Source organism: Microbacterium sp. AC026 (assembly GCF_979258475.1).
Map to the genome: position 1 here is coordinate 1 of NZ_OZ409857.1, position 14,326 is coordinate 14,326.

A 14,326-nucleotide genomic window follows, 5' to 3' on the forward strand; every position below is an offset into this window, starting at 1 on the left:
ACCCGCTGACGGGGACGATCGATGCTCCGATCGGCCGGCATCCGAATCACTCCTGGAAGTTCGCCGTCGTTCCCGACGGCAAACCGTCGGTGACGCACTATGAGACCCTCGAGGCCTTCCCGGGAGCCTCGCTGCTCGAGATCCATCTCGAGACCGGACGCACGCACCAGATCCGCGTGCACATGGCGGCCCTGCGGCACCCGTGCGCGGGCGACCCGCTCTACGGAGCAGATCCGACGCTGTCGGCACGGCTCGGACTCACCCGACAGTGGCTGCACGCGCACAAGCTCGCCTTCACCCACCCGGCGACGGGGGAGTGGGTGCAGTTCGAGTCGGGGTACCCCGCGGATTTCGAACGTGCCCTGGAGATCCTGCGCGGCGAGTGAATCGACGCCGTCGATGTCGGCGATGTGGGTCAGACTGAGCCCATGAGCATCGAGGTGCGACCTGCTACCGACTTCGACGACGTGGCCGCTCTCGTCGGCCCCAAGAAGCCGACGTCGAACGTGTGCTTCTGCCTGAGCTACCGCATCGGCAGCGCCGAGAACAGGGCGCTGCGAGGCGATAAGCGAGCGGAGCGCGTGCGTGAGCTCTGCCACCAGGATCCGCCTCCAGGCGTGATCGCGTACCTCGACGACGAACCCGTGGGCTGGGCGGCGGTGCATCCGCGCAGGGAGACGAGCTTCGCGCGCAACAGACTGATCCCGCATGTCGACGATCTCGATGTGTGGTCGCTCTGGTGCATCCGCGTCCGTCCAGGCCATCGGAAACAGGGCATCTCGCACGCTCTGATCGACGGAGCGGTGGCTCATGCGAAGAAGAGCGGCGCGCCCGCGATCGAGGGGTATCCGGTCGACAACCGTGGCGAGACGGTGAATCTCACGATGGCCTACGTCGGCACGATAGGGCTCTTCGAGAGTGCCGGATTCGCGAAGGCGGCCGATACCGGCTCGACGCTCGACGGCTTCCCGCGGGTGCTCATGCGACTCGATCTGCGAGATCCGCGGAAGAGAGCGAAGAAAGCGTGAACCCGACTGCACGTCAGAGGCAATACATAGTGTGAGCACAGACAGTGAGATCATCCGGCGGTCGCTGAGTCGGCCTGAGGCGTTCGCCGAGCTGTTCGACCGACATGCACGTGCGGTGAACGCGTTCGCGACATATCGGGTGGGTGCCCATGCCGCCGAGGACGTGCTCAGCGAGACCTTTCTCGTCGCCTTCCGCCGTCGAGGGGACTTCGACCTGAGCAAGCACTCAGCCTCTCCCTGGCTGCTCGGAATCGCCTCGCGGCTCATCCGTCGGCACAGAGCCGTCGAGGCACGGCATTGGCGCTCGTTCGCCGCGGTCGTCGGGGAGGACCATACGTCGCTCGGTGGACTCGATGACGCGATGCGGCGCGTGGACGCCGAGCGCGAAGTGCGTGCCCTGCGGCAGAAGATCGCGGCGTTGTCCCCGAAGGATCGGGAGACGCTTCTGCTCTACGCCTGGCAGGGGCTGAGCTACGAAGACATCGCGGAGACTCTCGGTGTGCCTGTGGGCACCGTGCGCTCCCGGTTGAATCGCGTTCGCACGCGACTCGATCCGGCGCGAAAGGCCCGTTCGTTCGAGATGCAGCAGGAAGGAGAAGTCCGTGGACGTGTTTGAGAAGGTTCAGAAGACCAAGCCGGATGTCGATGGTGTGGACTCGCATCTCGACTCGGCCCGCGCTCGACTGATGAGCGAGATCGCCGCGGGGAAGACCTCGGTGTCCGCTCGCCCTGCCGCACCGAAGCGGCTCGTGGCCGGCGTGCTCGTGGGCGCCGCACTGGCGGCCACGGCGGGCGTGCTGGTGATCACGGGACTCACCGAACAGCCGAAGCCCGTGATCGAGGCCGTTCCGACGCGGGAGCCAGGACAGACGCTGAAGCCGTCGCCGACGCCCGCGCCGACACAGGAGCCGATGACGGCTGCGGGGGCCTTCGGTGCCGCCGCGACTGCGGCTCGGTCCTTCACCGGCCTGACGCTGGCACCGGGACAGTACCTGCGCGTGCACACGCAGTCGGAGCAGATCGTCTATCACCAGCCCGATCCGAACGGCGGGCAGTATCAGGCGGATCGGTCGAACGCTCAGAACGCCTGGCGCGGAAGCTCCTCCTGGAACTCCTATGCGCCGGCCGACCCGACGCAGCAGTGGTTCTTCGCCACCGATCAGCCCTGGACGGTGAGCGACACCTTCGGGCCGGACGCCGCGGCGCTCGCCCAGGCGCACAAGGAGGCGATGGCCTCGGGCGGCGATCCGTACTTCTCGAACGGGCCGTCAGCACCCTGGGCCACCCCGGACGGGTACGGGCTCGTGGCGTTCTTCTCGGCGATGCCCACGGACCCGGCGGCGCTCATCGCGTGGATCCGAGAGAATCAGGGGATCGTCGCGGGCGATCAGGACTACAAGGTCGGGTGGGTCCTCATCGAGCTTCTGTCGTACAACATGGGGTCGGGGGCTGAGCGGGCGACGATGTACGACGCCCTCAGCATGCTTCCCGGGTCTGAGATCGTGTCCGCCGATGCGACCTCGGCGACGCTGCGGTTCTCGGCGTCGACAGAGGCTCTGTCGGGTCAGCCAGCGGTTCAGCGGCGCTCGATCACGATCGACACGACCACGGGGCTCGTCACGGAGACGACCGCGGTGCTCGACGTCGCCTCTTCGCTGATCCCCGCCTCCCTGGCAGACGAGAGGCATGTCTTCACCGTGAGCGTCGTGGACTCGCTCCCTGAAGCGACGCAGGACCCCGGAGCGGCAGGTGCGGCGACGCTCGATGTCGGATGCCGAAAGTAGACTCGAAGGCATGGCATCCGACTCCTTCGTCCACCTGCACGTGCACAGCGAGTACTCGATGCTCGACGGGGCGGCGAAGATCGCGGCGATGACGCAGGCGGCGGCAGATTACGACATGCCGGCCATCGCCGTGACCGATCACGGCAACACCTTCGCGGCGTTCGAGTTCTACAAGGCGGCGAACGCCGCGGGCGTCAAGCCGATCATCGGTCTCGAGGCCTATGTGACTCCCGGCACGCATCGCAGCGACAAGACGCGTGTGCAATGGGGCTCCCCGGATCAGAAGAGCGACGATGTCTCCGGCTCCGGTGCCTACACCCACATGACGATGTGGAGCGAGAGCACGCAGGGGATGCACAACCTCTTCCGTCTCAGCTCGCTGTCGAGCATGGAGGGCTACTACTTCAAGCCCCGCATGGACCGGGAGCTCCTGCAGACATACGGCAAGGGCCTGATCGCCACCACAGGATGCCCCTCGGGTGAGATCCAGACGCGACTGCGCCTCGGCCAGTACGACGCCGCACGTGCGGCGGCCGCCGAGTTCCAGGACCTGTTCGGCAAGGAGAACTACTTCGCCGAGATCATGGATCACGGTCTCTCCATCGAGCGCAGGGTCATGACCGATCTGATCCGGCTCGCGAAGGATCTGAACATCCCGCTCGTCGGCACCAACGACTCGCACTACACGCACCAGCATGAGGCCGATGCCCATGAGGCGCTGCTGTGCGTGCAGTCCGGTTCGACGCTCGACGATCCCAACCGGTTCAAGTTCGACGGCGACGGGTACTACATCAAGACCGCCGCAGAGATGCGTCAGCTGTTCCGCGACCACCCCGAGGCCTGCGACAACACGCTGCTCATCGCCGAGCGGTGCGAAGTCGAATTCAACACCGCGGCCAACTACATGCCGCGCTTCCCCGTGCCGGACGGCGAGACGGAGGACAGCTGGCTCATCAAGGAGGTCGAAGCGGGCCTCCACTACCGATACCCGAGCGGCATCCCCGACAAGGTGCGCAAGCAGGCCGAGTACGAGACCGGCATCATCCTGCAGATGGGGTTCCCCGGCTACTTCCTCGTCGTCGCCGACTTCATCAACTGGGCGAAGGACAACGGAATCCGCGTCGGTCCGGGCCGTGGCTCGGGCGCCGGGTCGATGGTCGCCTATGCCATGAAGATCACCGACCTCGACCCGCTCGAGCACGGTCTCATCTTCGAGCGCTTCCTCAACCCCGACCGCGTCTCGATGCCCGACTTCGACGTCGACTTCGATGACCGTCGCCGCGGCGAGGTCATCGACTACGTGACGAGGAAGTACGGCTCCGAGCGCGTCGCTCAGATCGTCACCTACGGCACGATCAAGTCGAAGCAGGCTCTGAAGGATGCGGGGCGTGTGCTGGGCTTCCCGTTCAGCATGGGCGAGCGGCTGACGAAGGCGATGCCGCCGCCCGTCATGGGCAAGGACATGCCTCTCGACGGCATGTTCGACTCGGCGCACCCCCGCTACAAGGAGGCGAGCGAGTTCCGTGCGCTCATCGAGACCGATCCCGAGGCGAAGACGGTCTTCGACCGCGCCCTCGGTCTCGAAGGTCTGAAGCGCCAGTGGGGCGTGCACGCCGCCGGTGTGATCATGTCGTCCGAGCCCCTGCTCGACATCATCCCGATCATGCGCCGCGAGCAGGACGGCCAGATCGTCACCCAGTTCGACTACCCGTCCTGCGAGTCGCTCGGGCTGATCAAGATGGACTTCCTGGGGCTCCGCAACCTCACGATCATCTCGGACGCTCTCGACAACATCCGCACCAACCGCGGGGAGGAGCTCGACCTCGAACACCTCGCCCTGGATGACCGCGGCGCCTACGAGCTGCTCGGTCGCGGCGAATCGCTCGGCGTCTTCCAGCTCGACGGCGGGCCGATGCGATCGCTGATGCGCCTGATGCGTCCGGACAACTTCGGCGACATCTCCGCGCTCATCGCGCTGTACCGCCCGGGTCCGATGGGTGCGAACTCGCACACGAACTATGCGCTGCGCAAGAACGGCCAGCAGCCGATCACACCGATCCACCCGGAGTTCACCGAATCGCTCGCCGACATCCTCGACGAGTCCTACGGCCTGATCATCTACCAGGAGCAGGTGATGGCCATCGCCCAGCGCGTGGCCGGGTTCTCGCTCGGCCAGGCCGACATCCTGCGCCGAGCGATGGGCAAGAAGAAGAAGTCCGAGCTCGACAAGCAGTTCGAGGGCTTCCAAGCCGGCATGCACGCGAACGGGTACTCCGACGGTGCCGTCAACGCGATCTGGGAGATCCTCCTCCCGTTCTCGGACTACGCCTTCAACAAAGCGCACTCGGCGGCATACGGGGTCGTCTCGTACTGGACCGCCTACCTCAAGGCGCACTATCCCGCCGAGTACATGGCCGCGCTGCTCACCAGCGTCGGCGACTCGAAAGACAAGATGGCGCTCTATCTCAACGAGTGCCGTCGAATGGGCATCAAGGTGCTCCCGCCCGATGTCTCAGAGTCGATCAAGTACTTCGCCGCTGTCGGCGACGACATCCGATTCGGGCTCGGTGCCGTCCGCAACGTCGGCAGCAACGTGGTCGAGGGCATCATCGCGGCCCGCAAGGATGAGCGATTCTCCTCGTTCCATCACTTCCTCGAGAAGGTCCCGCTGCACGTCTCGAACAAGCGCACGGTCGAGTCTCTGATCAAGGCCGGCGCGTTCGACTCGATGGGCGACTCGCGCCGTGCGCTGCTCGAAGTCCACGAGGATGCCGTCGAGGCGGCTGTGGATCGCAAGCGGAACGAAGCACAGGGTGCGATCGGCTTCGACTTCGACAGTCTGTATGACGGAATGGAAGAGGCGCCGCCTGCCAAGGTGCCCGCCCGCCCCGAATGGATCAAGAAGGACAAGCTCGCTTTCGAGCGCGAGATGCTCGGGCTCTACGTGTCGGACCACCCCCTGGCCGGGCTCGAGGTGCCTCTGGCGAAGCACGCGTCGATCTCGATCCACAACCTCATCAACTCGGAGGACATGCAGGACGGTGAGCAGGTCACCGTCGCCGGTCTCGTCACGAGCGTGCAGCATCGCGTCGCGAAGGCCAGTGGCAATCCGTACGGAATGATCACCGTCGAGGACTTCAACGGCGAGGTGACGGTCATGTTCATGGGCAAGACGTACACCGAGTTCCAGCACATCCTGCAGCAGGACTCGATCCTCGCCGTGCGCGGCCGGGTGTCGAAGCGTGATGACGGACTCAACCTGCATGCGCAGTCGGCGTTCGCGCCGGATGTCGGTTCCTTCGACGCCGCGGGTCCGCTCTCGCTCGTGCTCGCCGAGCAGAGGGCGACGGAGCGGGTGATGCACGAGCTCGCCGACGTGCTGCGCCGTCACAACGGGGACACCGAGGTCGTGCTGCGGGTGCACCGCGGCGGCACGGCGAAGGTCTTCGACGTGCCGATGCCGGTCAAGGTCTCGGCCGATCTGTTCGGAGATCTCAAATCGCTGCTCGGGCCGACCTGCCTGGGCTGAGCACCAGCGGACGCTGCCGCTCGATGGGTCCTCACGGACGCACCGGGTAGTATCGGGACGCGTTCGGGTGCACGACGACTAAGGCTCTGCACCGTGGCGAAAGGACCCTCCCCATGAGCACGGAATCACCCTTCCTGAACAGTGACGACTCAGCTGCAGACCGGTCGTCGGCGTCAGACGAGTCACCTCTCGACGAGGACTTCTCCGATGACGACGGCGTCCTCTATGACGATGAGGTGACGCCGGAGTACGGCATCCTCGGATTCACCCTGCGGGAGCTGCTCATCGTCGGCGTGTGGCTGATCGCCTTCATCGCGTCGTTCTTCCCGTACGTCGGGGACTCGTCCATCTGGGGTGCCGGAATCCAGTGGGTCCTCCCGATCGGCGTGCCGACGGTCGCCGTGTTCCTGCTGGTCCTCCGCCGTTTCTCACCCGACGGCATCCGCCGGGTCGGCTCGCTGGGGATCGACCAGTTCGCTTCCGTGGCGTTCTCCGTCTCAGCGGTCTTCTGGCTCGGCGCACTCTGGAACGCCGTCGCGTTCGCGATCGAGTTCGGTGTCTTCGGGCTGCCCTGGAACGGCGTCGTTCAGCTGCTCGCAGCGCTCGCGCTCGTCGTCCTCACGGTCTTCGCTCCGCTGGTGCCCGGCCTCAAGGAAGACTTCCAGGGCCGACTCGTCACGCTCGCGCACCGCAACGCCAATCCGGTCCGACCGGTCATCGCGCGTCCCCGCCCCGAGCCTGCCGCCCCGGGCGCCGACGCTCCCGTCGCCGTCGAGGCCGATACTTCGGCCGACACGGACCTGCGACCTGCGTCGTACGCATCGCCCGCCTCGTCGAGCGATGTCGCTCCTGAGGCCCACACCGCCGCGACGGATGCCGCGCCGACGGCCTACGCGACGGACGCTGCACCGACGGCCTACGTGACGGACGCCTACGGGACGGACGCCGCGCCGACGGCCTACGGGACGGACGCCGCACCGACGGCCTACGCGACGGACGCTGCCCCGACCGCCTACACGACACCCTCGGCGGAGGGGATCGACGTCGAACTGTCCCGTGAGCAGGCGACCGATGAGGTCGCCCGTCTCGATATCGCCGAGCAGGTGCCACTGTCCTCCCACGCGTCGGGCGGGGGGACCGGGACCGAGGAGACGACCTCCGATGAGGAGTACACCCCGGCGTACTCGCGCCGGTCGCGCGGCCAGGAACCCGAGATCGTGTCCGACACCGGAAGCATCGAGTCGCTTCTCGGTGCGACCGCGCGCGATGTCTCGTCGCCCGAGACGACCGCGTTCCCCGCCGTCGAACACGACTCGGACTTCGCCGCGACGAGCCCTCAGGACGCCTACTCGACCCCGCAGCCCTTCTGGATCCTCGCGCCGACCGAGCGGGACGTGCATGACGAACGCGGCGAGGTCATCTTCCGAATCGGACCGAATGCGTGGGCGCTCGTCATCGAGGACCGCGGTGGCGCCTATGTCATCCGACACGACGACGGTCGCATCGGCTACCTGCACGACATCTCAGACATCACGAAGGGCTGATCTTGCGCACGATCGATCTGCGAGGGCGCACGCTCTCGCCGGCTGACATGCTCGCGGCCGTGCCGCGAGCCACCCAGGCACGGGCCGAGGCTCTCGACACCGCCACGCGCATCGTCGAGGACGTGCGCGAGCGCGGCGAAGAGGCGCTGCGCGGGCAGGCTGAACGCTTCGATCGTGTCACGGGTCATGAGATCCGCGTGCCCGCGCAGCACATCGCCGATGCTCTCGAGACCCTCGCGCCTGCTGTCCGCGATGCCCTCGACGAGGCGATTCGCCGGGTGCGCATCGCCTCCGAAGCCCAGGTTCCCGAACGTCGGATCACCCGGATCGGCGCCGGCGCGACGATCACCCAACGCTGGCAGCCTGTGCACCGCGCGGGCGTGTACATCCCCGGCGGCAAGGCGGTGTATCCCTCCAGCGTCATCATGAACGTCGTCCCCGCCCAGGTCGCGGGCGTCGAGCAGATCGCGCTCGCTTCACCGCCCCAGGCGGATCAGGGAGGTCGCGTCCACCCCACGATCCTCGCCGCGGCAGGCCTCCTCGGCATCACGGAGGTGTACGCCATCGGCGGCGCCGGCGCCATCGGTTCCTTCGCGCACGGCGTCGCCGGCATCGGACTCGACCCGGTCGACGTGCTGTCAGGGCCCGGCAACAACTACGTCGCCTCCGCCAAGCGGGCGGTGGCCGGGGTCGTCGGCACGGACTCCGAGGCGGGGGCCACCGAGATCCTCGTCGTCGCAGATGCCGCCGCCGACCCGCGTCTCATCGCCGCCGACCTCGTCAGTCAGGCCGAGCACGACGAGCAGGCTTCGGCCGTCCTCGTCACCGACTCTCCTCAGCTCGCCGATCGTGTCGCCGAAGAGGTGGCGCGGCAGGCCGGCGCGACCCGTCACGCGACCCGGGTGGCCGCAGCTCTCGACGGACCGCAGTCCGCGATCGTGCTCGTCGACGACCGTGCCATGGCCACGGCGTTCAGCAATGCGTACGCTCCCGAGCACCTCGAACTTCACCTCGAGGATGCCGAGGACTCCGCCGACAGCTTCACGAGCGCAGGTGCGGTGTTCGTCGGCGACCACACGCCGGTGAGTCTGGGCGACTACATGGCGGGCAGCAACCACGTTCTGCCGACCGGGGGACAGGCGCGCTATGCGCCGGGACTCGGCGCCTACACGTTCCTTCGTCCGCAGCAGGTGATCTCCTACGATCGGGCCGCCCTGGCCGAGGTCCGTGAGGGGGTCGTCGCCCTCGCCGAGACCGAAGTGCTCCCCGCGCACGGCGAGGCGATCGAGGCGCGTTTCACCGCGTAGGATCGGTCAGATGCACTGCCCCTTCTGCCGTCACTCGGACTCTCGCGTCATCGATTCCCGCACCAGCGACGACGGTCTCTCGATCAGGCGCCGTCGTCAGTGCCCTGAGTGCGGCGGGCGTTTCACGACCACCGAGACGGCCAGCCTCAACGTCATCAAGCGTTCGGGCGTCATGGAGCCGTTCAGTCGCGAGAAGGTGATCTCCGGCGTGCGTAAGGCGTGTCAGGGGCGCCCCGTGACCGAGGCCGATCTGGCGGTCCTCGCTCAGCGTGTCGAGGAAGCCGTGCGGCAGACAGGTGTCTCGCAGCTCGATACGAACGAGATCGGCTTGGCCATCCTCGGACCCCTCCGCGACCTCGATGAGGTCGCATACCTGCGGTTCGCGAGCGTGTATCAGGCTTTCGACTCGCTCGAGGATTTCGAGAGCGCCATCACGGATCTGCGTGCCGACCACGTCAAGCCGGAGCCTGCCGACCGGTAATCTGGCAGGGATGTATCCGCTGCTCTTTCGCGCTGTCCTGTCGCGCTTCGACCCCGAGTTCGCCCATCACGCCGGTATGGCGGTGATCCGCGTGCTCGGAGTGCCGCCGCTCTCCTGGGCGACGCGGGCACTGACGAAGCCGGATCCGTCGCTGCGTGTGGACGCACTCGGACTGAGCTTCTCCTCGCCCTTCGGCATCGCCGCCGGGTTCGACAAGAACGCGATCGGTGTCCGCGGTCTTGCAGCGCTCGGCTTCGGGCACGTCGAGGTCGGCACCGTCACCGCGATCCCGCAGGAGGGCAACCCGAAGCCCCGACTGTTCCGGCTGATCGCCGATCGTGCGGTCATCAACCGCATGGGATTCAACAACGAGGGCGCGGATGCCGCGGCCCGGCGCCTCGCGCGGTTGCGTCGCGGCGCCCCTGACACGGTCATCGGAGTCAACATCGGCAAGAGCCGGGTCGTCGACGTCGAGGACGCCACTGCCGACTACGTCGCTTCGGCGACGCGGCTGGCCCCGCTGGCCGACTACCTGGCCGTCAACGTCTCGTCCCCGAACACCCCGGGTCTTCGGGGACTGCAGGCGGTGGAGACGCTGGCTCCGCTGCTCCGGGCGGTGCGCGCGGCATCCGGAAAGACTCCGCTGCTCGTCAAGATCGCCCCCGATCTGGCTGACGACGAGATCGCCGCGATCGCGAAGCTCGCCGTCGACGAGGGCCTCGCCGGCATCATCGCGCACAACACCACGATCAGCAGGGATGGACTCACGACGGACGCGGCGACGGTCGCGGGCATCGGAGCGGGCGGCCTCTCCGGCGCGCCCCTCAAGGAGCGCTCGCTTCAGGTGCTGCGTCTGGTTCGCTCGACCGTGCCCGCCGAGTTCTGCGTCATCGCCGTCGGGGAGTGGAGACGCCCGCGGACGTGCAGGAGCGACTCGAAGCGGGCGCGACGCTCGTGCAGGGCTACACGGCGTTCCTGTACCGCGGTCCGTTCTGGGGACGCGAGATCAACCGGGGCCTGGTCGCACGCTGAGAAGCTGCGCGTACGAACGAGAGAGGCGCCTCGTGCTCATAGAGCACGAGGCGCCTCTCTCGATGATTCAGGGGATCAGGCGGGGCGGTCGCCGCGCTTGACCTGCGGCTTCGGCAGACGCATGAACCGCATCTGCAGCGACCGCATCGCGGCGTACCAGCCGAGACCGCGCTCCATGCGGTCCTTGCCGAACTTCGCGGCGACCTTGCGCTTGACGCGCATCCCCAGCAGGACCATGCCGCCGATCGCGAGGATCAGGTACGCCATCATGACCAGGTACGCCCAGCCGGCGATCGCGAAGCCGCCGATGGCGAGGTTGGCCGGAAGGAGCGAGATGAGGATGACGAGCACCATGACGCCCATCACGAACTCGGCGGGGTGCCATCCGGCGTCCACGTAGTCGCGGACCCAGCGGCGCTGCGGGCCCTTGTCGCGAGCCGGGAGGTACTTCTCCTCGCCGGCCGCCAGACCGGCCTGCGCGCGGTTGCGTCGCTCGCTGAGCTCGGCGCGCGCTGCGGCCTTGGCCTCCTTGGTGTTCGCGACCAGAGGACGGCGGCGGGCCGCTTCCTGCTCGGCCCGGGTCGGCGTCGCGCGTCCCTTGCCCGACGCGGTCGTCTCGGCGGCGTCGTCGTTCGTCGAAGGGGGGACAGGGGTAGTGGCCACGAGGTTCCTCGGTTCAGTGAAGGCGGATCACCTTAAGATTACTCGCATGACATCTCCTGCCCAGCCCGGTGACCAGAATCTGTCCAGCGAACGCGAGCCGGCCGTCCTCGAGGCCGCAGCCACAGGGTTCCCGGCCGCGCTGAGCGACCTGGGCGCACTCGTCCGCATCCCCGGCATGGCCTGGCCCGCGTTCGACCAGACGCAACTCGAACGCAGCTCGGAGGCGGTCGCCGCGCTCGCGACGGCGACGGGGGTCTTCGACGACGTGCGGGTGCTGCGCGCCGCGATCCCGGGCACCGACGAGCACGGGCAGCCTGCCGTGCTCGCGACGCGTGCTGCGCGCAACGGCAAGCCGACGATCCTGCTCTACGCGCACCACGACGTGCAGCCTCCGGGAGACGACGCGCTGTGGGAGACGCCGCCGTTCGAGCCAACGGTGCGCGACGGACGCCTGTACGGGCGCGGAGCCGCCGATGACAAAGCGGGCATCATGGCGCACATCGCCGCGATCCGCGCTGTGGCCGAGGTCGTGGGCGACGATCTCGAGCTCGGGATCGCGATGTTCATCGAGGGGGAGGAGGAGTACGGATCGCGCTCCTTCGCTCAGTTCCTCGCGGACAACAAGGAAGCGCTCCGGGCGGATGCGATCGTGGTCGCCGACTCTGGCAACTGGGATTCGGTCACCCCCGGCCTCACCGTCTCGCTCCGTGGCAATGCGCGCTTCACCGTGCGCGTGCGCACCCTCGACCACGCGTCCCACTCGGGCATGTTCGGCGGAGCGGTTCCGGACGCCATGATGGCCACGGTGAGGATGCTCGCCACGCTCTGGAACGAGGACGGCTCCGTCGCCGTCGAGGGGATGACCGAGCGCGACGCGCCGACGCCGGAGTACACCGAGGACACGCTCCGCGATGAAGCGGGTCTTCTTCCTGGCACGTCTCCGGTCGGCGGCGGCAGCATTCTCAGCCGGATCTGGAACAAGCCGGCGGTCACGGTCATCGGGATCGATGCGACGAGCGTCGCCGCGGCGTCGAACACCCTCCTTCCCGAGGTGACGGTGGTCGTGAGCGCGCGCGTCGCGCCAGGTCAGACGGGGAGGAGGCGTATGCCGCCCTCGAGGCGCATCTGCGCGCGAACGCGCCGTTCGGTGCGGAGCTGACCTTCACCGACGTCGACCTGGGAAACGGCTTCCTCGTCGACACCAGCGGCTGGGCGGTCGCCCTCACCCGCGATGCGATGCGCGACGGGTACGGTGTGCCGCCGGTCGACCTCGGCGTCGGCGGTTCGATCCCGTTCATCGCTGATCTGGTGCGGGAGTTCCCCGACGCGCAGATTCTCGTGACCGGCGTCGAGGACCCGCACTCGCGTGCCCACAGCCCGAATGAATCGCTGCACCTCGACACGTTCCGCCATGCGGTCGCGACCGAGGCTCTGCTGCTCTCGCGCATGAACGACATCATCATCTGAGCCGCATCCGCGAGCCTGAGGGTAAAATCGAGATACCAGCCGTGCGAGCGCGGCCCGTCACAAGGAGCGACATGAGCGACACCACACTGACTTCGGCAGAGACCACCCAGGCGCACGGCGTGAAGCTGACCGATGCCGCGGCCACGAAGGTCAAGAACCTTCTCGAGCAGGAGGGCCGCGATGACCTGCGTCTGCGCGTAGCCGTTCAGCCCGGCGGATGCTCCGGCCTGATCTACCAGCTGTACTTCGACGAGCGATTCCTCGAGGGCGACGAGACCGTCGACTTCGACGGCGTCGAGGTCATCATCGACAACATGAGCGTCCCGTACCTCGACGGCGCCTCCATCGACTTCAAGGACACGATCTCGGAGCAGGGCTTCACGATCGACAACCCCAACGCCGCAGGCAGCTGCGCCTGCGGAGACAGCTTCCACTGATCCGAACCCCTCCGCCAACCTGCGTGGTTGGCATGAATCAGGTGTGAGGTTGCCCTAGACTTGGGTGTGCCCTGTCCGCAATCTGAAAGGTGCATCGTGCCCTCGAAACGCCGCCTTCGTTGGGCCGCTCTCCCCCTGGGAGTAGCGGCAGCCGTGGCCCTGGCGGGATGTACTGCCACTGAGCTGAACGGTTACCTCCCGGGCTTCGTGGAGGGTGAGCCTGCGGCCACCAACCAGACCGAGCGCGTCTCGTCGCTCTGGGTCAACTCCTGGATCGTCCTCCTCGCCGTCGGCGTGATCACCTGGGGCCTGATGGCCTGGGCCGCGATCGCCTACCGTCGCCGGAAGGGTCAGACCGGACTGCCCGTGCAGATGCGGTACAACATGCCGATCGAGATCTTCTACACGGTCGTGCCGCTGATCCTCGTGCTGGGCATGTTCTTCTTCACCGCGCGTGACCAGTCGGCGATCGAGACGAAGTGGGACGAACCCGACGTCGAGATCACGGCCATCGCCAAGCAGTGGGCGTGGGACTTCCAGTACGACGGTGAAGAAGAGGACAACTCCGACGCCGTCTGGACGATGGGAATCCAGGCCCAGCCGGACGCGGACGGCACCATCGATCAGGCGCAGCTCCCGACGCTGGTGCTGCCGGTCGACCAGAAGGTCACGATCAACCTGCAGTCCCGCGATGTCATCCACTCGTTCTGGATCATCGACTTCCTGTACAAGAAGGACATGTACATCGGGAAGGACAACTCCTGGTCCTTCATCCCGACCCGAGTCGGCGAGTACGCCGGCAAGTGCGCCGAGCTCTGCGGCGAGTACCACTCGATGATGCTCTTCAACGTCAAGGTCGTCGAGCAGGACGAGTACGACGCCTACCTCCAGACTCTCGAGGAGGAAGGCAACACGGGAGACATCACGGACGCGTACGACCGTCTGTCGAACTACCCGGGGACCACCGCCCCGACCTCCGAGGAAGGAGAGGAGTAAGCCATGTCGACCACTGAAGCCCCCCGCACCGACGAGGCCCTCGCTCTCGACCCACCAC

The 14,326-nt window shown here is 67.2% G+C and carries 11 protein-coding genes and 2 pseudogenes; 12 read left to right on the top strand and 1 reads right to left on the bottom strand.

Annotated features, from left to right (window positions below; translation table 11 throughout):
• The 9 genes and pseudogenes from ACZZ93_RS00005 to ACZZ93_RS00045 form a co-directional block, all read left to right on the top strand.
• Positions 1–386 (top strand): RluA family pseudouridine synthase (locus ACZZ93_RS00005; protein ID WP_463510227.1); only part of this gene is annotated, 386 nt, incomplete at its 5' end.
• A gap of 42 nt (positions 387–428) precedes the next feature.
• On the top strand, positions 429–1,028 hold the full coding sequence (locus tag ACZZ93_RS00010) for a GNAT family N-acetyltransferase (protein WP_463510228.1): 600 nt from the start codon (positions 429–431) through the stop codon (positions 1,026–1,028).
• A 31-nt stretch (positions 1,029–1,059) separates the two neighbouring features.
• On the top strand, positions 1,060–1,644 hold the full coding sequence (locus ACZZ93_RS00015; protein WP_072591451.1) for an RNA polymerase sigma factor: 585 nt from the start codon (positions 1,060–1,062) through the stop codon (positions 1,642–1,644).
• Complete coding sequence (locus ACZZ93_RS00020) at positions 1,631–2,812, top strand: hypothetical protein (RefSeq protein WP_463510229.1); 1,182 nt, start codon at positions 1,631–1,633, stop codon at positions 2,810–2,812. Before ACZZ93_RS00015 ends, ACZZ93_RS00020 begins: the two co-directional genes overlap by 14 nt.
• A 10-nt stretch (positions 2,813–2,822) precedes the next feature.
• Positions 2,823–6,341, top strand: coding sequence for a DNA polymerase III subunit alpha (dnaE, locus tag ACZZ93_RS00025; RefSeq protein WP_053096735.1), 3,519 nt, complete (start codon positions 2,823–2,825; stop codon positions 6,339–6,341).
• Between the two features lie 113 nt (positions 6,342–6,454).
• On the top strand, positions 6,455–7,885 hold the full coding sequence (locus ACZZ93_RS00030) for a hypothetical protein (protein WP_400341160.1): 1,431 nt from the start codon (positions 6,455–6,457) through the stop codon (positions 7,883–7,885).
• Positions 7,885–9,192 (top strand): histidinol dehydrogenase, encoded by a 1,308-nt coding sequence (gene hisD / locus ACZZ93_RS00035; protein ID WP_463511711.1) that lies wholly within the window; start codon positions 7,885–7,887, stop codon positions 9,190–9,192. The genes ACZZ93_RS00030 and hisD overlap by 1 nt, the downstream gene beginning before the upstream one ends.
• Before the next feature lie 10 nt (positions 9,193–9,202).
• Positions 9,203–9,673 (top strand): transcriptional regulator NrdR, encoded by a 471-nt coding sequence (nrdR, locus tag ACZZ93_RS00040; RefSeq protein WP_053096729.1) that lies wholly within the window; start codon positions 9,203–9,205, stop codon positions 9,671–9,673.
• 10 nt (positions 9,674–9,683) lie between these two features.
• Positions 9,684–10,705 (top strand): annotated as a pseudogene (locus ACZZ93_RS00045) (quinone-dependent dihydroorotate dehydrogenase).
• A gap of 75 nt (positions 10,706–10,780) precedes the next feature.
• Here the strand turns inward: ACZZ93_RS00045 and ACZZ93_RS00050 are convergent.
• Entirely contained in the window at positions 10,781–11,368 is a 588-nt protein-coding gene (locus ACZZ93_RS00050) for a DUF3043 domain-containing protein (RefSeq protein WP_463510230.1), read from the bottom strand.
• A 46-nt stretch (positions 11,369–11,414) separates the two neighbouring features.
• Here ACZZ93_RS00050 and ACZZ93_RS00055 point away from each other — a divergent pair.
• From ACZZ93_RS00055 to ctaC, 3 genes and pseudogenes are all read left to right on the top strand, one after another.
• Positions 11,415–12,835, top strand: a pseudogene (locus ACZZ93_RS00055) (M20/M25/M40 family metallo-hydrolase).
• 71 nt (positions 12,836–12,906) lie between these two features.
• The gene (gene erpA, locus ACZZ93_RS00060; protein WP_053096720.1) at positions 12,907–13,272 is read left to right on the top strand and encodes an iron-sulfur cluster insertion protein ErpA; all 366 of its coding nucleotides are present in this window, start codon (positions 12,907–12,909) and stop codon (positions 13,270–13,272) included.
• 96 nt (positions 13,273–13,368) lie between these two features.
• Positions 13,369–14,268: an aa3-type cytochrome oxidase subunit II gene (gene ctaC / locus ACZZ93_RS00065; protein ID WP_053096718.1), complete on the top strand. Its 900-nt coding sequence runs from the start codon at positions 13,369–13,371 to the stop codon at positions 14,266–14,268.
• The last annotated feature ends 58 nt before the right edge of the window (positions 14,269–14,326 follow it).

Coding starts and splice junctions, on each gene's coding strand:
- ACZZ93_RS00010 (WP_463510228.1), top strand. CDS start 429: ATGAGCATCGAGGTGCGACCTGCTACCGACTTCGACGACGTGGCCGCT.
- erpA (WP_053096720.1), top strand. CDS start 12,907: ATGAGCGACACCACACTGACTTCGGCAGAGACCACCCAGGCGCACGGC.
- dnaE (WP_053096735.1), top strand. CDS start 2,823: ATGGCATCCGACTCCTTCGTCCACCTGCACGTGCACAGCGAGTACTCG.
- nrdR (WP_053096729.1), top strand. CDS start 9,203: ATGCACTGCCCCTTCTGCCGTCACTCGGACTCTCGCGTCATCGATTCC.
- ACZZ93_RS00030 (WP_400341160.1), top strand. CDS start 6,455: ATGAGCACGGAATCACCCTTCCTGAACAGTGACGACTCAGCTGCAGAC.